Origin of the sequence: Roseovarius albus, assembly GCF_900172335.1 — a bacterium.
Taxonomy (GTDB): Bacteria; Pseudomonadota; Alphaproteobacteria; order Rhodobacterales; family Rhodobacteraceae; genus Roseovarius; species Roseovarius albus.
Map to the genome: position 1 here is coordinate 39,700 of NZ_FWFX01000006.1, position 18,879 is coordinate 58,578.

15 protein-coding genes are annotated in these 18,879 nt (G+C 54.9%); 11 read left to right on the forward strand and 4 right to left on the reverse strand.

The window, feature by feature from the left end:
* Nucleotide 1: 1 nt before the first annotated feature.
* Nucleotides 2-1,279 carry a 4-aminobutyrate--2-oxoglutarate transaminase gene (locus tag ROA7450_RS10480; protein ID WP_085805675.1) on the reverse strand — a complete coding sequence of 426 codons (1,278 nt, stop codon included), beginning with the start codon at nucleotides 1,277-1,279 and terminating at the stop codon, nucleotides 2-4.
* Between the two features lie 147 nt (nucleotides 1,280-1,426).
* Between ROA7450_RS10480 and ROA7450_RS10485 the strand changes: the two genes are divergently transcribed.
* A complete protein-coding gene (locus ROA7450_RS10485) occupies nucleotides 1,427-1,999 on the forward strand; it encodes a cupin domain-containing protein (protein ID WP_085805676.1) in 573 nt (190 codons plus the stop codon).
* A 190-nt stretch (nucleotides 2,000-2,189) separates the two neighbouring features.
* Complete coding sequence (locus tag ROA7450_RS10490) at nucleotides 2,190-3,911, forward strand: adenylate/guanylate cyclase domain-containing protein (RefSeq protein WP_085805677.1); 1,722 nt, start codon at nucleotides 2,190-2,192, stop codon at nucleotides 3,909-3,911.
* Between the two features lie 170 nt (nucleotides 3,912-4,081).
* Here ROA7450_RS10490 and ROA7450_RS10495 read toward each other — a convergent pair whose 3' ends face one another.
* Nucleotides 4,082-4,948, reverse strand: a complete 867-nt coding sequence (locus tag ROA7450_RS10495; protein WP_085805678.1) for a carbon-nitrogen hydrolase family protein — start codon at nucleotides 4,946-4,948, stop codon at nucleotides 4,082-4,084.
* A gap of 26 nt (nucleotides 4,949-4,974) precedes the next feature.
* Nucleotides 4,975-6,021: a C45 family autoproteolytic acyltransferase/hydrolase gene (locus ROA7450_RS10500; RefSeq protein WP_085805679.1), complete on the reverse strand. Its 1,047-nt coding sequence runs from the start codon at nucleotides 6,019-6,021 to the stop codon at nucleotides 4,975-4,977.
* A gap of 151 nt (nucleotides 6,022-6,172) precedes the next feature.
* Between ROA7450_RS10500 and ROA7450_RS10505 the strand changes: the two genes are divergently transcribed.
* Both ROA7450_RS10505 and ROA7450_RS10510 read left to right on the forward strand, forming a co-directional pair.
* Nucleotides 6,173-6,661, forward strand: a complete 489-nt coding sequence (locus ROA7450_RS10505) for a VOC family protein (protein ID WP_085805680.1) — start codon at nucleotides 6,173-6,175, stop codon at nucleotides 6,659-6,661.
* A 40-nt stretch (nucleotides 6,662-6,701) separates the two neighbouring features.
* A complete protein-coding gene (locus ROA7450_RS10510) occupies nucleotides 6,702-7,055 on the forward strand; it encodes a hypothetical protein (RefSeq protein WP_200812950.1) in 354 nt (117 codons plus the stop codon).
* 45 nt (nucleotides 7,056-7,100) lie between these two features.
* On the opposite strand, the gene ROA7450_RS10515 is transcribed toward ROA7450_RS10510, so the two are convergent.
* A complete protein-coding gene (locus ROA7450_RS10515) occupies nucleotides 7,101-8,576 on the reverse strand; it encodes a biotin carboxylase (protein WP_085805681.1) in 1,476 nt (491 codons plus the stop codon).
* Nucleotides 8,577-8,770: 194 nt separating this feature from the next.
* Between ROA7450_RS10515 and ROA7450_RS10520 the strand changes: the two genes are divergently transcribed.
* From ROA7450_RS10520 to ROA7450_RS10550, 7 genes are all read left to right on the forward strand, one after another.
* A complete protein-coding gene (locus ROA7450_RS10520) occupies nucleotides 8,771-9,613 on the forward strand; it encodes a peptidylprolyl isomerase (RefSeq protein ID WP_085805682.1) in 843 nt (280 codons plus the stop codon).
* Nucleotides 9,610-10,626, forward strand: a complete 1,017-nt coding sequence (locus ROA7450_RS10525; RefSeq protein WP_085805683.1) for a HupE/UreJ family protein — start codon at nucleotides 9,610-9,612, stop codon at nucleotides 10,624-10,626. The genes ROA7450_RS10520 and ROA7450_RS10525 overlap by 4 nt, the downstream gene beginning before the upstream one ends.
* Before the next feature lie 100 nt (nucleotides 10,627-10,726).
* Nucleotides 10,727-11,452 (forward strand): sterol desaturase family protein, encoded by a 726-nt coding sequence (locus tag ROA7450_RS10530; protein WP_085805684.1) that lies wholly within the window; start codon nucleotides 10,727-10,729, stop codon nucleotides 11,450-11,452.
* A 99-nt stretch (nucleotides 11,453-11,551) separates the two neighbouring features.
* Nucleotides 11,552-13,048: a trimethylamine methyltransferase family protein gene (locus ROA7450_RS10535; RefSeq protein WP_085805685.1), complete on the forward strand. Its 1,497-nt coding sequence runs from the start codon at nucleotides 11,552-11,554 to the stop codon at nucleotides 13,046-13,048.
* Nucleotides 13,049-13,052: 4 nt separating this feature from the next.
* Entirely contained in the window at nucleotides 13,053-15,470 is a 2,418-nt protein-coding gene (locus tag ROA7450_RS10540; RefSeq protein WP_085805686.1) for a GcvT family protein, read from the forward strand.
* A 3-nt stretch (nucleotides 15,471-15,473) separates the two neighbouring features.
* Complete coding sequence (locus ROA7450_RS10545) at nucleotides 15,474-17,867, forward strand: GcvT family protein (RefSeq protein ID WP_085805687.1); 2,394 nt, start codon at nucleotides 15,474-15,476, stop codon at nucleotides 17,865-17,867.
* 107 nt (nucleotides 17,868-17,974) lie between these two features.
* Nucleotides 17,975-18,874 carry a hypothetical protein gene (locus ROA7450_RS10550; RefSeq protein WP_234999496.1) on the forward strand — a complete coding sequence of 300 codons (900 nt, stop codon included), beginning with the start codon at nucleotides 17,975-17,977 and terminating at the stop codon, nucleotides 18,872-18,874.
* Nucleotides 18,875-18,879 lie beyond the last annotated feature (5 nt).

Consider the following 18,879-nt stretch of genomic DNA (forward strand, 5'->3'; position numbering starts at 1 on the left):
CTTAGGCGGCCTTTGCGGCTTTGATCGACTCTTCGAGCAGATCCATGGCTTCGGTCATGACTTCATCCTGAATGGTGATAGGTGCAAGGAAACGCACAACGTTGCCATGCACGCCGCAGGTCAGCAGAACCAGATTGCGCTTCAGACCTTCGGCGCGGACTTTGTTGGCAAAATCGGCACTTGGGACGCTGCCATCGGCGGTGTTGAACTCTGCGGCAATCATGAAACCGGGGCCGCGTACGTCCACCATCTCTGGCACATCTGCGCGGATGGCCTCCAGACGCTGCTTCAGTCGTGAACCCAGCTCATTCGCGCGGTCGCAAAGCTGTTCCTCTTCGATCACGTCCATAACTGCATGCGCGGCGGCGATACCCAGTGGGTTCCCGGCATAGGTGCCACCCAGACCGCCAGGGTTGGCAGCGTCCATCAGGTCGGCGCGGCCAGTGACAGCGGCGAGGGGCAGACCACCTGCCAGACCTTTAGCCATAGTAGTCAAGTCAGCGGCAACATCGTAATGCTCCATCGCGAACAGCTTGCCGGTGCGGGCGAAACCGGTTTGGACCTCATCCGCGATCATGACCATGCCGTACTCGTCACAGATTTCGCGTACGGCACGCATTAACTCAACTGGCGCTTGGTAGAACCCGCCTTCGCCCTGAACAGGTTCCAGAATGATGGCGGCAACGCGGTCGGGATCGAGAGCTGCTTTAAAGAGTTGAGTGATCGCGGCTTTGGCATGATCAATGGTGATGCCGTGCAGATCGTTGGGGAAGGGGACGTGGAAGACGTCAGGCATCATGGTCCCGAAACCCGCCTTATAAGGCTGAACCTTGCCAGTCAGCGACATGCCCATAAATGTGCGGCCATGGAAGCCTCCGCCAAAGGCGATCACGGCCTGACGACCGGTTGCGGCGCGGGCGACCTTGATGGCGTTTTCGACGGCTTCGGCACCGGTGGTGACAAAGATGGTTTTCTTGTCGAAGTTACCGGGCACGGCTTCGTTCAGGCGCTCGCCAAGACCAATGTAGTTTTCGTACGGCATGACCTGATGGCAGGTGTGCGTGAAGCTACCCAGCTGCTTTTCAACAGCGGCCATCACCTTAGGATGGCGGTGGCCGGTGTTTACAACAGCGATGCCAGCGGCAAAGTCGATGTAACGGTTGCCCTCGACATCCCAGACCTCGGCGTTCTCTGCGCGCTCTACATAGATCTGTGTCATCATGCCAACGCCACGGGCGATGGTCTCGTCACGGCGCTTTGCGATCTCAGCGTTTTTCATGTCGTGTCCTCCAAAAAGCCGGTCCAACAGACTCGGGTGAAACAAAATCGCCTCACACTATGGTGCATTGTGTATAATGCAATCCCCTTTTAAGGTATGGCTTAACGTATTGTATTTGTTAAATGAGGTGGTTAATTGTTCAATATAATGAACACTGATAACACAACGAATACGAATCTCGAGATTGGCGCGCGTCTGCGTTACCTGAGAGAGCGGGCAGGCATGTCACAGCGCGCCTTGGCCAAGGCGGTGGGCGTGCCCAATTCGACCGTATCCTTGATCGAGTCGGGTCAGACCAACCCATCTGTCAGCGCGCTCAAACGCTTGCTGGATGGCATACCCATTGGTTTGTCAGAGTTTTTTGCCTTTGAGCCTGAACCAGAGCGCAAGGTGTTTTTTGCCGCTGAGGAGTTGACTGAAATCAGCCGGGGTCGGTTGTCATTGAGGCAAGTGGGGGGCAATTTGTTTGGTCACAACCTGCAGATCTTGCACGAAACCTACCAACCTGGGGCTGATACGGGCGTGAAAAAGTACCAACACGAAGGGGAAGAGGGCGGGATCGTCATTTCCGGCCGGATCGAGGTCATCGTGGGTGAGGAGCGCAAGATCCTTGGCCCCGGTGATGCCTATCTGTTCAATAGCAACATGCCGCACCGGTTCAAGGCGATTGGGGCGGATGCGTGCGAGATCATCAGCGCCTGCACGCCGCCGACGTTTTGACGGTGTGGGTGTTACAAGCATAATGTCTGCAACGCGGACAAAGCAGCCAAAGTAAAAACTATTTAATTTCTGACTTACGGCAACCACAGCATGTTCGCTTTGTGCAAGCAACAGACATTGCGAGTACTTTCCGCGCTATAGCTTTCGCAACAGCGTCGAGATAGGGTTTGACGTCAATGAGGAGGAACGCATGGAGCGAAAACTGGCTGCGATAATGGCCGCGGATGTCGTTGGCTATTCCCGGATGATGGGCGCGGATGAGGTTGGCACCCTTGGCAATCTGAAGGCCTTTGAAAAGGATGTTATTGAACCTGTCGTTTCGAAACATTCCGGGCGCATATTCAAACGCATGGGAGACGGTTATCTTGCAGAATTTCAGAGCATCGTTGCGGCGGTGGAATGCGCGATGGAATGGCAGTTTGCCGCAAGCGAAGAATTACAGTTTCGCATAGGTGTCCATCTTGGGGACGTGATTGACGAAGACGGGGATGTCTACGGCGAGGGGGTAAACATAGCCGCGCGTATCGAGCCGCTGGCCGAAGCCGGTGGGATATGCCTTTCTGAAGATGCATGGCGCCAGGTCAGAACGAAGCTGGACGTCGATTTTCAGGATTTAAAAGAACAGAAATTAAAAAACATTGATAACCCAGTTCGCGTGCTTCAAATTGCAAATCCTAGTCGCGATAGTGTTTCGTTTCAGGCCGCATCCAATGCGAAAGAAGAAGACTATCCATACCGCAAATTACCAAAAATTGTTCTGGCCCCCTTTAAGTGCATTGGGGACAGCAGCGAAGGTCAGGCATTGCGTTCTGGATTGACTGCAACTTTAACCACAGCGCTGGCAAAGTTTGAAGAATTTGCCCTGGTTGATCCGGGCACATTGTCTGAAATTTCTGCAAGCCACGAAACGCTGGATGCCGGTCACCAAGTCGGCTTTGAATTTGTTCTCAACGGTACAGTTCAAACAGTGGCATCAAGGGTCCGTATTGGTGTAAGCCTGATCAGTACTGTTTCAGGTCAACCGGTTTGGTCGGAAACGCTGAACCGGGAACTCGAAGACGTTTTTGAGCTGCAGGATGATATTACGGCCTTTATCGCTTCAACCCTGAGCGATGCCGTTGGGGAGGAACAGGCCAAGGCAATCTCTGACACCCCCTTGAACAAGCTTACCGCAGCGGAGGTGATGATCCGAGGGATAGAACTCCTTCACAATGTTAATTTTGAAGATAACAAAACGGCGATGGGAATATTTGAAAATGCGCGGGATGCTGACCCTGATGCACTATTCCCAACACTGTGTCTTTGTTGGACCTATGCCATCGAGCTGGGCAGCGGTTGGCCATCATCACGAGAAGATCCGATTGGCTTTTGTCTCGATGAAATGAGGCGCCTGACACGTCTTCATCCACGCTCCGCCCATATTCATCGCCTTACAAGTCGCCTTTACTATTTCAAAGGCAACTATGCCGATGGCCTCGCCCACGCCAAGCGTGCCTATGAGCTAAATCCTTTTCATAGCGACATGATGATTACTCTGGGCACAGCACTTATGTGGGAAGGTCGCCCGAAAGAAGCGCTTGTTTTGCTTGAAAAGGCCTATCAGACAAACTCGTATATTCCAGACGCTTTCAGATCATATTTGTCACTTGCGTATTTTCTTTGTGATCGACCCCAGGATGGGATTCCAATCCTGGGTGTCAGTGAAGTCCTGACCCCAACATCGCAAGTGTACAGAATTCTCCTCTTGGTGGGTCTGGGACAAATTGCAGAGGCGAAACGGCACGCAAAAGCGCTGAAGATGCGTCATCCTGATTTTGAGTCCGCCAATATTCAGATGTTTAACTCATTCCGCTACGAAGAAGACCGGAACAGGATTTTCAGTGCATTGCGCAGCGTCAGTCTTGTTGAATAACCGTTTCTAGTCATAAAGTGAATGTTCACCACACGATAGCTTGACCAAAATTCGAACAGATACAAAGGGCCAATTTGGGCTCTAAGCCGTCATTGATGTGTCAAGCTTCAATCGACTTCCGGGTCTTTGGCGACCCGAAAGCACCACCTATTGCACTTTCAGGTCGACAGTTAACCACGCACCGGGCGCTTCGCTTTTTCCAGTGGACCGAGTGAGTTCAGATACTCGGTCTGGTGGCTGCCATTGTTGTAGATCGGGAAGGTCATGTCTGTGTCGCGGAAGCTTTTGAGCGGCTGGCCCATATTCAACAGACCTTGCTGTCTCTGACGGCGGACCAGATCAAAGTCGACCTCGATGGGGATCAGTTCCTCGTTGACCGAGCCGTCATGTAGTAACTGTCCGGCGGGGTCGATAACACGGGAATAGCCATTGCCGCCGGCCATCAAACCGTTGATCGCAAAGACGTAGGATTGAAACATCGCGGCCGACGCCTGTGCGATGACCAGATCGGCGTGGCGGTCGACAAAGCTGGCCAGAACCGGGTTGATGATCACCTCGGCCCCTTGCGACACCATGGTGCGGGTCAGTTCTGGGAACCAGATGTCATAGCAGATCGACATGCCGAATTTGCCGACGTGTGGGACATCAAAAGTACAGACCTCGGTGCCCGGGGTGGTGTGGGTCTCGTAGGGTGTGAAGGGGAACATCTTGCGGTAGCGTGTGACAATCTCGCCCGCCGGGTTGATGACGGGAGAGGTGTTGTAGATCACGCCGTCAACCTCGCCCTTTTCATAATACGAGCCGGGGATCAGCCATATGCCATATTTCTGTGCCAATTCACGGCATTGGGTTTCGTATTCGCCATCTCGCGGTTGTGCCGATTGCGGGCTGGGGCCGGAATGACAAAGCTCGCTGAACACCACCATTTCAACCCAGGGATAGAGATGCATCATGATCGCCAGACGTTTTTTCATTTCCGGCATGTTGTCATGCACCCCAAGGTGCATCTGAATTCCACCAATGGCGAATTTTGTCATGGCTTGATCCTTTGTGAATGTAGGGCTTACAGCAAATGGGACCCTTGGGCGTCAAACCGCAGGGGGATACGGTTTGTCGGCCAGTCATTGACTGACCAATGCCCGGCAGAGCCATTGCTGAAAATGAGTTCCAAACTGGAAGAGGCGGGGCGGTAGAGGCTGGTGAACACGGTGCCAAACCCCTGATCATAGTTGGTGGCGAAGACCGGAGCGCTTAAGAAACGATGTTTGAGTTGCTCGGCGGTCGGAGGCGTGGGCGCAGAAAGAGTGGCCTGCAAAATCTCGGCTCGCTCCATGGTGGCGGAAAACCGACCGTGGCCCATCAATTCAACCCCGATCTGATGATTTGTGGCCCAGTTCTGATGTTTGATCATTGGCGGGCGGTCAGGGGCGAGAAACACCGTAATGGTATCACCCGCGCGATCCGTCAGCGTCACATTATAGGACATGTGGCAGGGGATCCGGCGCAGAACTTCGATGGCATCCTGAACATCTGTGCAGATTTCAAGAATGTAGCGGATGATGAGCGGAATGCCGAACCCGATGCCCACTTTCAGGCGACCGCCAAAACTGAGCGAAATGGCAAGACCGTTTTCGTTGATCCCGTCTGACAGGCCACTCAACCCATCGACCATGCCGATCACACGTTTGCCACGCCAGTTGGTACGCAGCAGGGTTAGCTCGTTCAGGGCCGGATCCAGATCGTAATTGCGGATCAGGAAAGGGCCTTGGTGGTCGTTTGAGACCGCTTGCGAACAGTTAGTCAGATACCGGGGCGGGCACCAGAAGGTCAGGAAGCTGCGTAGGGCGGCGTCATTTGGGTCAACGTCAGCAAGCCTATCAATCAGGCGCTCAATTTCCGGCATATGGCGCCGAATCGCGCGTTGTCCGTCTTCGGCACTGGCGTTGGAGCCACCTTTGCGCTCGAACCATTTTTTCCATGCGGGCCAGAATCGGTGATGGATCTCACCCCACGCCCCTGCAGGGAAGTCTTCGGACAGCAAAGTCAGCTGCCGATGCATGGCAAACTGGGCGTTTTGGCCGTCTTTTTCTATGTCCTGTAGGGTGGTCATAACTGTCCTTTGGGCCGTAGTGCCGCACACTATGATGCATAGTGTTGCATTTGCAATCAAAAAAAACTACACCATGGTACATAATGTGGCCAGTAACCTTTCTGTGTGACAGAGAGCAGAGTGGCGCTGGCGCTTAATTGGAGAAAGAACCATGAAAAAACCTGGAATTCGCCCCCGTGGCTATACAACGATTACCGCTTCTGTTGCCGTAGATGACGTCACGGCAACTCTTGAATTTCTGAGCGCAGCCTTTGGAGCCGAGGTTCAGATGCAGGACGATTCAGAAGCGCCAAGCTTTGCATCTGTAAAAATCGGTAATGCGATGTTGTTTGTCACCCGTGGTTGGACGGCGCATGGCCACATGCCACAATCTTATACAGCGTCGAGTGCGGTTTCCCTGCACCTCTATGTGGATGATGTTGCCGCCATGACCGAACAGGCGGTTGCTGCAGGCGCGACCCTGTTGTCCGAGCCGACCGAAACTTATTGGGGTGAGACCACAGCGGCGCTGGCTGACCCATTTGGCCAGATTTGGACCGTGGCAGAGCGTGTTGAGGCCCTGACCGGTGATGCGATCGCCGAGCGTCGCGCTGTCGCCCTGAATGTGGAAGAGGTGGTTGACGCGCAACCTCAGGCGTGAAGATACTGTTTGCAGGACCTATTTCACGTCAGAGATTTGAATGAACGCTGATCCAGCACCAACTAGCACAATCCGGCAGGGTGACCTGCCGGGTTTGATGTTGGAAGACCGAATTGCAGATTATCCTGTTGCCGTGCGTACAGTGCGCGAAGTGGCCGGTGGGGGCTTTGCCAACAATGACCGCTATCCCAACACCTGGACGGTTTATTTCTTGGTGGATGGGCAGTGGGCGTTGGTTGAATCCGCGCGTGGGTTGCGACGCGAGTGGTCCAGTCTGGACCGCTTGGAAAAATGGCTGCTCTCGTTCGGCTTCCGGTTTTTCTGGGTGCGCAACGATATTGATCCGGTTGCGCCAGCGGGTGATGGCCCGATGGGTGGCCCAAATATGAAATAAAAAGGCCGGGCATTGCCCGGCCTTTCCCTTTAACCTTATATTGGCTCAGAACCATTTTCCTGCAGACAGATCGTCCGGTACTGCCGCCGCTTGTTGTGGCATTAGCGGGATGGATTTGAACTGCGCTTTGATCCCGGCATTCCAGAGCTTGGCGCGCTTGGTCAGATTGCGCTTGTCGGTTTGCATGCGGCCACGGGTGAGCAGGCAGCCCAGATCGGCCCCGTGATAGCAGTAATCACCCGTGCTGTAGACCCGCAGATAAAACGCTTCGGTCTCTTGCCCCAAAGAGGTGATGTTGAGCGCCGAGCGTGCAAAATGCACATCACCATTGTCATCAAGCCGCCAGATGCCGGACTGAGGTGCCTTGGTGATTAGTTCAACCTTGTCTTCGGTCTGCTTCAACACCAGCTGGGTCCAGTTGTCATATTCGGTCCAGCGCGCCTGAATTTCATCGACGTTGATGTCGTAATCGACGTCCAGATATTCCAGCAGGTGGAACAGGAAGAGTGGGCATCCGCCGTATGTTGAGGTGATCAGATTGGTCGGTGGTGTCACACCGCTGACGCGCGGGTTCAGCTCACCCAGATAAACCTCGTTGGTGTCGGTATCGAGCAGGAAGTCTAGACAGAACACACCCTTGTAGCCCTCTTTGTACAGGCGGTCGCCAAAGTTGCGAACCATCTCTTGCACTTGTTCGGCCACACCATCAGGCAACAGTTGTGGGGACACGTCATTGCCACACCAGCCGCCCTTGTAGGGGGTAACCTCGGCAAATCCGGTGATGTCGGTCATGACCGGGCCAACAAGCGTGCCGTGCCGTGTGGCACAACCTTCGACCGCTCCAGGCAGGTGATTGAGATACTTCATCACCTTGATCTGTTGATCGATGATCTTGCCAGAATGCTTGTCCCAGTCTTTGCGCGACTTGATGAAGAAGGTCGTGCGCCCACTGTCGCCGTAAGGGGTTTGCACCACGAGGTTGGAGCCAAGTTTGGCGCTGTCTGCCAATTCAATCAGCTCTTCGTAAGTATCGGCGTGACCCAGTACGTTCGGGGCAGAGGCGACACCCGCCTCATTGCCCAGCTGGGTGGTGACAATCTTACTGTCCAAATGCTCACGCAGGGCTGCTGGGGCTAAAGCCACACTCAGACCAGCCTTGGCACATAGTTGCTCGGTTTGTTCGTTGAACATGACAAAGATTGCCAATCCACCTTTGCGGGATTGGGTGCGCTCCAGAAATTCGGGGTGAGAGACCAGATAGTTGGCCACGTCTTCCATTGATTGAAAATCATCATGTGGCATCTTGGTTGGAACAAAAGATCGATCGTGATTGCCGTCAAAAATGTCAAAGTAGTTAATGTATTCCAATCCACCGACCCATTGGTCGAGGCCCAAGAGGCTATAGGGGGTGGGGGTGACCACATAAATGGGGGTCTCATTTTTACGCAGAAACTGGAATATCTCGGAAAGGGATTTCAATTTCTTGCGGCTGCCACCCCGTTTGGACTTCTTTTTTGTCATGTTTTTCTCCTGTTGGTAGGTCCATAACACCTGTTTATGACCGGAATGTCACGCCTTTAACGTGTCGTGAATTTTTGCGGCGATGGCAGGCAGCTATTCGTCGGGGAAATTCGCCGGGCGAACTGTTGTCAAATCAGTCAAAATATTGGATTGCTTGAAGTGCTAATCCCCAGCTTTAAAAATTTGGAATTACGATGAATTATCTCAAGGAGCCTTTAGTCCATTTTTGTGCGCTTGGTGCGTTGCTGTTTGTTTGGTTTGCCTATGTCGCTGAAGATGACGGGGTAGAAGAAACTGCAACAAATCAGATCAATGTGTCGCCCGAAACCATTGAAGTGCTGAGGCAAACCTTTGCGACGACTTGGAAGCGCGCACCAACAGACGATGAAATTGAGGCATTGATCGAGGATCACATTACGGAAGAAGTTCTGGTACGCGAGGCCTATGAGTTGGGGTTGGCGCGCGGCGACAGCGTGGTCCGCAATCGGTTGCGGCAGAAAATGACATTCCTGACGACTTCAGTGGCGCAGGCTGCTACGCCGGATGAGGCTGAATTGGCCGCTTTTTTTGAAAATGGAGCAGAGCAATACCAGCAGCAGGGGCAGGTGGCTTTTGAGCAAGTATTTTTGGGGGACAACCCAACACAGGAAGAGATCGAGTCGGCAATAGCGACTTTGAATTCGGATGAAAAGGCCACGATCGGTCGGTCAACCTTGTTGCCCCCACGCGTTTCGCTTACGCCAGAGCAGGCTGTCGATGGATCCTTTGGGCGCGGGTTCTTTGCGCAGTTGCAGGGCGCTGACGCTGGGGTTTGGAGCGGTCCCTATGTTTCGGGCTACGGTGCGCATATTGTGCGGGTCACGGATGCGCAAAAAGCTACCGTGCCTGCATTCGAGGCCGTGAAAGAACGGGTTTTGACAGATTGGCGGCGGGAAAAGTCCGAGGAACTATCCAAAGCCTATGTCGAACGGTTGCGAGAAAAATACGAGATCGTTCTGCCTGAAGAGGCCACTACAGAAGAGCAGGCGGCGCAATGATAGGTGTTCTTCAAGCCTTTGCCTGTCTGATCGCAGTGCTGCTGGGTGGACAGTCTGCACAAAGTCACACGTTGGAGCCGGGTTATCTGCAATTGACCGAGATCGCGCCTGATACCTGGCAGGTTTTCTGGCGTAAGCCGGATGTCAAAGGTAAACCCATGGCGATTGATGCGCAGTTGCCCGAAGTTTGTGAGCCGAGCCGAGGGGCAGCGCCGCAATTCGACGGTCAGGCTTGGGGCTCGGCTTGGGTTGCGACATGTGACGGTGGTTTGAAAGCACAGTTGGTTACAATTCCCGGTCTGGAAGCACAGCGCACCGATGTTTTGATGCGGGTGGAGTTTTTGGAGGGGCCATCAACGCTGGCGTATCGCTTCACTCCTTCAGAGACGGTCTTTGTCTTGCCCGAGGAGCAAACGATCCTGCAGATCTTATGGCAATATGGGCAGTTGGGGTTCGAGCATATCTTGGAAGGTTGGGACCATCTGCTTTTCGTCTTTGCCTTGTTGATCCTGATCCAAAGCCCCGGACGCCTGATCGGAGCGGTTACCGCTTTTACCGTGGCGCATTCGATCACTCTGGCGCTTGCGACGTTGGGTTGGGTGAACATGCCCGGACCACCTGTCGAGGCGGTGATCGCCTTGTCGATTGTGTTTCTGGCGGTTGAGATCCTCAAGACTGACCCTGCCAATCCACGTTTAAGTGCACGGTTCCCGTGGGTGGTCTCATTCCTATTCGGATTGCTGCACGGATTGGGGTTTGCGGGAGCGCTCAGCGAGATTGGCCTGCCCGAAGGCGATATTCCAGCGGCCTTGCTGGCTTTTAATCTGGGGGTGGAAGCGGGGCAATTGACCTTTGTCTTGATGGTGATTTCCGCGTTTGCCGTGGTGCGTATCTTGTCAAAAGATGTCGCCAATCAGTTTCGCACCGTGGGTGCCCCGGGCTATACCGCGATGGGCTATGCGATTGGCTGTGTTTCAATGTACTGGCTGGTCGAACGGGTCTCAGGTTTCTGAAATCAGAGAGCCTATCAGACCAAAGTGATCCAACGTCATTGATGCGTTGCCAGTCCAGCGTGCTAAGCTCTGCCGCATCAACCCCTGCGGCAGAGACCTGATGACCAGATTAAAGATGTTGATACATCACAACTCGATCCCGGTGATGTTATGCGCCGTTGCGATTGGGGTGGGCCTGTTGCTGTGGCACGGGCCGGTGTGGGCTTGGGGCTTTGTACTTCTGGGGATACCGGCGCAGATGTTGAATGAATACGGGCTGCACCGCTATATCTTTCATCTGGATCCGCCGCGCCAGCAATGGGCCTTCAACCTGCTCTATCAGGCGCATTACGGCCATCATGATTTTCCGACAAACACGCGCTTGTTTTTTGCCCCGATCTGGGTGTCGGTACCCATGTTGGTGCTGAATTTTGCATTAGTGTGGGGCGTGCTGTCGCTCATTGTGCCAGCATATGCTTTGCCGATTGCCGCAGCCATTGTTCTGGTTGGTGGTGTATCGACTTTTCTGGGATACGAGTGGTTTCATATGACTGCGCATCTGAATGTGCGCAAGACCCGGGTCGAGCGGCATGTCACAACCCTGCACAATCAGCACCATTTTAGGGATTTTTCAAAGTGGTTTCACGTCTCGCCCGGCGGAGAAATCATTGATCGCACAATGGGGACGGCGATCAACCGGGATTCCCTACGAAATCAGCAACGAATTGAATTCATTCGGACCTTGGGTATGCGGCCTGATGATCCGAGGTTGATCAAGGCACGGCATCACTATGCGGATAAATACCGGCTGAGCGCAAATGAGATTGAGCGGGCGGCGCGCGCTTGAGTGAATTTCATTCAGGATAAACGACGTTTAATGGAATTGGCCTAATCTAAATCCCTGCCTAAACTGCGCTTCAAACCAGCTCTGACAAAAGGGGCAGCCATGCGGCGCAAAAGACAATCTGGCAAGACGCTCCAAAGAGTGCAGGCAGCAGCCAAGCCACCCCTTGGTGGGCGATTCATGCCGCTTGGCGACGGGGACGTGCTGCGCATTATAGATGCCGGATTTGATATTCTGGAACGGATCGGTGTCGCCAATGTGCCCGAAGACTTGCGCGAGATTGCGCTGGAAAACGGTGCTGTGGTACGTGCCGATGGCAGGGTGACCTTTCCGCGTTCAGTGGTTGAGGATTGCTGTGCAAAGGCTTGCAAACGCGTAGAATTACCGGGATTTTCAGTTGAACGCGGGATCGAGGTTGGTGGAGGTCGGGTGCACATCGGCACTGGCGGTGCGGCGGTACAGATGTTGGAGGCCGAGACCGGGGAGTTTCGCGACAGCACCTTGACGGACCTCTTTGAATTGATGCGCGTGGTCGATGCCTGTGACAGTATTCACTATTCACTCCGCCCCGTTGTGGCGCGGGATATGACCGACCCGTTGACGCTGGATATCAACACCGCCTTTGCAGCAATGAAGGCAACATCAAAACCCATCGGTACCAGTTTCTTTGAACCCGAGAATGTGGCCCCGATTGTTGAGATGTTCGATGCGGCTTTGGGCGGAGAAGGCGCATTTCGCAAACAACCGTTCTGTTTTGCCTCGGTGTGTCATGTGGTGCCTCCGCTTACCATGGCAGAAGAAGCCTGCGGGGTGATGCAAGAGGCAGTGCGATTGGGTATGCCGTTGCAGATCTGTTCGGCAGCGCAGGCGGGGGCGACAAGCCCGGCTTCGCTCGCCGGTGCGCTGGCGCAGGGTTTGGCAGAGTCTTTGGCTGGGCTTGTGCTAGTCAACATGATGCAGCCCGGTTTTCCGAGCATATTGGCGTTTTTGCCGTTCATCTCTGACTTGCGTACGGGGGCGATGACTGGCGGCTCAGGTGAGGCTGCAGTGGCCAATGCTGCCGCAGCGCAGTTGTTGCTGCATTTGGGATTACCATCCACCGTATCGGCGGGGATGACGGACGCCAAAACCGCCGATACTCAGGCGGGATATGAGAAGGGCTATACCATTGCTTTGGCCGCGCAGGCCGGGGCCGACATGATCAACTTATCGGTTGGCATGTTGGGCTCGATCATGGCGGCCAGCAAAGAGGCGTTGGTGATCGACGATGATATGTGCGGTGCGATCCTGCGCTCGGTGCGCGGCGTGGAGCTGTTCGATGGGGCGATTGATCTGGATATGATCGAGCAGGTCGTGACGGGCGAGGGGCATTTCCTCGGCACTGCGCAGACGCTGGACCTGATGACCAAGGAATACATCTATCCATCGCTTGGTGACCGTCAGAGCGTGAATGATTGGATCGAAAGCGGCAGTCATACGATCTGGGACCGGGCCGTCGAACGTGTGGCCGAGATTGAGTCCCAACCTGCGCCATCCCATCTTCCCAAAGACATCGAGGTCGCGATCCGCGCGCGCCTGCCAATTCACCTGAAAGCTTAATAACATGAAGACACAGGCCAAAGTTGTCATCATCGGCGGGGGCGCGGTTGGCGTCTCAACACTCTACCATCTGGCCAAGGCCGGGGTAACGGATACGCTGTTGATCGAAAAGAACGAGCTGACCAGCGGATCGACCTGGCATGCGGCGGGTAACATACCGACCTATGCCAACAGCTGGGCCGGGATGCGGGCAGGCAATTATGCCTGGCGGCTGTACAAGGATCTGGCTGATGAGGTGGATTATCCGATCACCTATCGCCACACCGGGGCATTTTGGCCCGCGCATACGCAGGAACGCATGGATTTCTTTCGCCATTTGGTGGGAATTTCCAAAGGGTTGGGCTATGATATGGCGATGCTTAGCCCGTCTGAGATGGATGCGATGCACCCGTACTTCAGTTCTGGGGAGAGCATCATCGGCGGGGTCTACGATCCCTATGAGGGGGACCTCGACCCCAGCCAATTGACACAAGCGCTTGCAAAGGGCGCGCGGGATCTGGGGGCGCAGATTGCGCGGTTCACCAAGGTCACCGGGATCAACCGTCGCCCGTCTGGCGAATGGCAGGTTGACACGGATAAAGGTGATGTTGTTTGTGATATCGTGATTAACGCAGGTGGCTATTATGGTCGTCAGGTGGGCGAATTAGTCGGGCAAAAACTGCCGGTGGTCACGCTGGAGCATCAATATTTGGTGACACAAAGCCTACCTGAACTGGAAGCAAACCCGGACAATTTCCCACTGATCCGCGATCCGGACATCATGTATTATCTGCGGCGTGAACGAAACGGTTTGCTCCTAGGTTCTTATGGACACGAAGGGCGCCCTGCGTGGCAGAATGGTATGCCGGAGTGTTTTGCTAACCAGCTTTACCCAGACAGCGTCGATGACATTGCCGAGGTGTTGGAGGCGGCACTGGCGCATGTGCCGCTGTTGCGCAAGGCGGGGGTCAGCCGTTTTGTTAACGGCCCGATTCCCTATAGCCCGGATGGTGCACCGCTCTGTGGCCCGGCCTTTGGTCTGCCGAACTTCTTTCATGCCTGTTGTTTCCCGGTGGGGATCACCCATTCGGCAGCGGCCGCCAAAACGCTCACGGAATGGATCGTCGAAGGTGAGACTGAATGGGACATGTCGATGTGGGACCCGCGCCGGTTTGGTGAGGAATGGGCGACATTCGGCTATACCGCCACCCGTGCCAGCGAGCTGTATGAAAACCAATACGCCATTCCCCATCCGCATCGGATTTGGAAATCGGCGCGGCCGGTTCAGTCCACACCACTATATGACCGGCTGAAAGCCAAAGGCGCGGTGTTTGGGCAAGTTGCTGGATGGGAACGGGCCTTTTGGTTTGAGACGGACACCGTCAAAAACGATGGCAGGCTGAGCTTTCACCACGAATGCTGGCATGAGGCGGTTAAGGCCGAATGCGAAGGTGTGCGCGATCATGTTGGTGTCATGGATCATGGTGGTTTCACCCGATACGAGGTCGAAGGGCCGGGGGCCTACGATTTTCTGAACCATGTATTTTGCGGCGCAATGCCTGCCGTTGGACGGGTGAAGCTGAGTTATATGCTGACGCCCAAGGGCAAGATTTGGTCAGAGGCAACCATTGCGCGGCTCGCCGACGACAAGTTTCTGCTGTGCGGGCCAACACTGGCGGATCAGCGCGATTTTGACTGGATGGTGCAGTTTTTGCCGGAGGAGGGCGTGACCCTGCAGCGTGGCTCAGACTTTGATGCGGCCTTGATGGTGATGGGACCAAAGTCACGCGAGACCCTGCAGCCCTTGACCGAGAATGATCTGTCTAAAGAGGCCGCCCCTTGGATGTCGGTGCGTGAGATCACGATTGCCGGGGTTCCGGTGATCGCCCTGCGGGTGTCCTATGTCGGCGAGCCGGGCTGGGAATTGCATCTGCGCTCCTCGGATTTGGTCACATCCTATGACGCGATCATGGCGCAAGGCGTGGACAAGGGCATAGTTGAGTTTGGTTCTTATGCGCTCAACGCTATGCGGTTGGAAAAGGGATACCATGGCTGGGGGACGGACTTTGGGAGCGAATATACTGCCTTTGATGCGGGGTTGGATCGGTTCGTCAGTCGCAAGAAGGACAGTTTTGTCGGGTGCGCAGCGTTTCTGGCGCAAGCCGAGCAGCCAAAGAGCTATCACTTCACCGCCTTTGTGCTCGAAAGCGATGAGGCGGATGCGCTGCCATCCGATCCAATTTGCCGGGATGGTAAACCAGTCGGCTATGTCAGTTCGGGCGGGACAGGGTTTCGGATCGGCAATCGCATCGCGTTGGGGTACTTGACCGAAGAAGCGCAGCCCGGGGATTTATATGAGATCGAAGTGCTGGGTGTGCCGGTGAAAGCAACTGTTTCAACCACACCCTTTTATGACCCGGATAACGAGCGGTTGCGAGGATAACACATGGCGAAATCTCTTCCCTCGGACGTGCAGGTCGCCATTGTTGGCGGCGGTATCGTTGGCTGTGCCACGGCCTATCATCTGGCCAAGGCAGGGTGGTCCGTTGCGCTGTTTGAGCGCAAAAAGCTGACCTCGGGCACGACATGGCATGCGGCGGGGTTGGTGTCAGAGACGCAGGGCGTACCAATAATGTCAGCGCTGGCCAAATATGGTCTCGAGCTGATGGAAAGTCTGGAAGAGGAAACCGGCCAGAACACTGGGTTCAAGCGCAATGGTTCGATCACTTTGTCATTGACAGAACCGCGGATGCAGGAACTGCGGCGCAAGGTGGACTATGCTCTTGGCTGTAGCATCCGGGCGGAAGAGATCAGTGTGGCGGAAGCTCAAGATCGCTGGCCTTTGCTGTCTACACATGATGCGAAGGGTGCATTCTGGTTTCCGGGTGATGGTTACACCAATCCGATTGATACCACCATGGCGCTGGCCAAGGGCGCGCGGATGCATGGCGCGCAGGTTTTTGAGGAGTGCAAGGTCGAGGAGGTTGTCATCGAACAAGGCAGCGCCATCGGCGTGGAAACCACACAAGGATTGGTGCGGGCCGAGCATGTGGTCAATGCCACCGGTATGTGGGCGCGGGAATTCGGGCTAAGCCACGGGGTACAGATCCCCTTGCACTATACTAATCACTACTATGTGGTGACCGATCCGATTCAAGGCGTGACAGGCGACTTGCCGGTGCTGCGCGTGATGGATGAATATGCCTATTACAAGGAAGATGCGGGAAAGCTCCTGATTGGCTGCTCTGAGCCGCATGCGACGCCGTGGTTGCCTGAGGAGGGGATCCCAGAGCATTTTGAATTTGATGAATTGCCTTGCGACGAAGAGCACCTTTATCCGATTTTGGAAGCGGCAATGGAGCGGGTGCCCGCCTTGGCCAGCTCCGGCATTCGCAAGTTTTTCAACGGGCCAGAGTGTTTTACGCCGGACGCCAAACACTATCTGGGGCCAATCACGGATGTGAAAGGGCTTTGGGTGGTGGCAGGGTTCAATTCGACCGGTATCCAAAACGGACCGGGGGCAGGGCGCGCCTTGGCCGAATGGATCATGGCGGGCCACATGACCATGGACCTGACAGATGTGGACAGTCGCCGAATTCTGCCGGGGCTGAACGCGCGTAGCTATACTGCCACTAAGGCAGCGGAAACGCTCTCGCATGCCTATGCGATGCACTGGCCTTACTTACGAAAGACGAAGGCGCGGGGGTTGCGACGTACACCTTTCTATGCAGCGTTGAAGGAAGCGGGTGCACAGTTTGGCAGCGCCAATGGCTGGGAACGGCCATTGGTTTATGGTGCTGCGCTGACAGACGGGTTTGACCGCCAGCCGTGGTTCGAGGCCTGGAAGGCCGAACATGAGGCTTTGCGCAATGACCTGGGGCTGATTGACCTGACATTTGGGCGCTTCATTGTGAATGGCGCACAATCTGAGGCCCAGATGCAGCGGCTTTGCGGGGCGAATATGGCGGTACCCGTAGGCACGCTGGTGTATACGCATATGTTCAACGCTCATGGCGGGATTGAGGCGGATGTGACCGTGGCGTGCCTTAGCTCCAGCCGCTATTTAGTCATGGCCTCCGCCGGGGCAGAGCCACAGACCGAAAGCTGGCTTAAGACCCAACTCGAAGGCACAGGGGTGAATATGGTGAATGTTACTTCGTCTGAGGCAACGCTCGCGATCATGGGACCGCGGGCGCGTGACTTTCTGTCTGACCTTACGGATTCGGATCTGTCGAACGCCGCCTTTCCCTTTGGAACCTGGCAAGATCTGCACATCGGCCATTGCCCGATACGAGCGCATCGGATCACCTATGTGGGGGAGTTGGGTTGGGAACTACATATTCCAAGCGAATATGCCCCACAGGTCTTTGAGACCATTGTGGCTGCGCCGAATACACCACGTCCATGTGGAGGCATAGCGGTCGACAGTTGTCGGATCGAGAAGGGTTTTCGCCATTGGGGGCATGATATCGGGCCTTTCGACAATCCTGTTACGGCTGGCCTGACGTTTGCCTGCGACTTTGAAACAGATTTCTCAGGTAAGGCGGCCATAGTTGCACAGCGCTCTGCCGGCGTCTCCAGCCGTATTTTACAGTTCCGTCTTGAGGATCCGAAGGCACTTGTCTTTGGAAATGAGCCCATTTTGCGCGAAGGGCAGGTTGTTGGACGCCTTACATCGGCCAGCTATGGCTGGAGCGTAGGGGCTGGCATAGGCATGGGGTACGTTTCTTGCGAGACAGGCACAAAAGCTAGTGATCTTATCTCTGGGAGTTATCAAATTCTCGTTGAGGGCCGGGCTGTCGGAGCGACAGTCAGTGTCCGTGCTTTGTACAGTCCTTGAACCCTCACGGCTGTGGCCAATGAGCAATAGTCGCGGAGCATTTCCAGCAGGTTATCGAAATTTCGATGGCACTGACTATCTGCATGTCAACTCTAAAGGATGCAGAGATGAATAAACACATGGCCCTATCGGCTTCGGCGATGGTCGCTGCCTTAGTTACGACCACTCCAGCTCAAGCCCAGATGCCAACCGGCTGGTTGAATCAAGTGGATGGGCTTGCGATTTATCAAGGCAGTGCTGATCTCGACAATGGAGGCGACTTCACCGCGACTCGTACATTTTTGCGGGGCACTGCGCTGTTCAAATTTGATAACGGAAACTCGGCAGGGTTGTCGGTGAATTTCGGTCAGTTCGATTACGAATTCAGTCAAGCCTCAACACAGCCATGGAACGACATCCGCGACATCCGCATCTCTACGCCGGTGCGGCTCCAGCTTGGGGAACGCGCCAGCCTTTTTGCTGCGCCACAAGTGCGCTGGGATTATCAGCGTGGGGCAGATGCGTCAGATGGGGTGACTGCAGGTCTATTTGCCGGTGCTTCTTGGGAAATTAGTGATAGTCTGACGCTGGGCCCCGCCTTTGGCGCTTTCAGTCAGCTGGAAGAAAGCGAATTGCAGTTCTTTCCTGCCTTGCTCGTTGATTGGGACATTAGCGATCGATGGAATTTGAATACAGGTTCGGGGCTTGGGGCCACCGGAGGCCCGGGACTTACGTTGAAATACGCGTATAACGACAAACTTGACCTCTCACTCTCTGCGCGGGCGGAAAGCGTGCGGTTTCGCCTTGATGACGTAGGTGTTGCGCCTGACGGTGTCGGCGAAGACGATAGCATACCTGTTGTTGTGGCGATCAGTTACGCCCCAAATCCTGGCATGTCGTTCAATGTTTTCGCCGGTGCCGAATTTAACGGGGAATTGTCCTTGGACGATGCAAATGGCAATCAGATCAGCAGCCAGTCTTACGATACAGCGCCGATTTTTGGTGGGTCATTTCGCATAAGATTCTAGTTTTC

Excerpts from the sequence above, each read along its gene's own strand:
- ROA7450_RS10540 (WP_085805686.1), top strand. The coding sequence starts at position 13,053 with ATGAAGACACAGGCCAAAGTTGTCATCATCGGCGGGGGCGCGGTTGGC.
- ROA7450_RS10530 (WP_085805684.1), top strand. The coding sequence starts at position 10,727 with ATGACCAGATTAAAGATGTTGATACATCACAACTCGATCCCGGTGATG.
- ROA7450_RS10480 (WP_085805675.1), bottom strand. The coding sequence starts at position 1,279 with ATGAAAAACGCTGAGATCGCAAAGCGCCGTGACGAGACCATCGCCCGT.
- ROA7450_RS10510 (WP_200812950.1), top strand. The coding sequence starts at position 6,702 with ATGAACGCTGATCCAGCACCAACTAGCACAATCCGGCAGGGTGACCTG.
- ROA7450_RS10485 (WP_085805676.1), top strand. The coding sequence starts at position 1,427 with ATGAACACTGATAACACAACGAATACGAATCTCGAGATTGGCGCGCGT.
- ROA7450_RS10550 (WP_234999496.1), top strand. The coding sequence starts at position 17,975 with ATGAATAAACACATGGCCCTATCGGCTTCGGCGATGGTCGCTGCCTTA.
- ROA7450_RS10520 (WP_085805682.1), top strand. The coding sequence starts at position 8,771 with ATGAATTATCTCAAGGAGCCTTTAGTCCATTTTTGTGCGCTTGGTGCG.
- ROA7450_RS10500 (WP_085805679.1), bottom strand. The coding sequence starts at position 6,021 with ATGACCACCCTACAGGACATAGAAAAAGACGGCCAAAACGCCCAGTTT.
- ROA7450_RS10490 (WP_085805677.1), top strand. The coding sequence starts at position 2,190 with ATGGAGCGAAAACTGGCTGCGATAATGGCCGCGGATGTCGTTGGCTAT.
- ROA7450_RS10505 (WP_085805680.1), top strand. The coding sequence starts at position 6,173 with ATGAAAAAACCTGGAATTCGCCCCCGTGGCTATACAACGATTACCGCT.
- ROA7450_RS10495 (WP_085805678.1), bottom strand. The coding sequence starts at position 4,948 with ATGACAAAATTCGCCATTGGTGGAATTCAGATGCACCTTGGGGTGCAT.
- ROA7450_RS10545 (WP_085805687.1), top strand. The coding sequence starts at position 15,474 with ATGGCGAAATCTCTTCCCTCGGACGTGCAGGTCGCCATTGTTGGCGGC.
- ROA7450_RS10515 (WP_085805681.1), bottom strand. The coding sequence starts at position 8,576 with ATGACAAAAAAGAAGTCCAAACGGGGTGGCAGCCGCAAGAAATTGAAA.
- ROA7450_RS10535 (WP_085805685.1), top strand. The coding sequence starts at position 11,552 with ATGCGGCGCAAAAGACAATCTGGCAAGACGCTCCAAAGAGTGCAGGCA.
- ROA7450_RS10525 (WP_085805683.1), top strand. The coding sequence starts at position 9,610 with ATGATAGGTGTTCTTCAAGCCTTTGCCTGTCTGATCGCAGTGCTGCTG.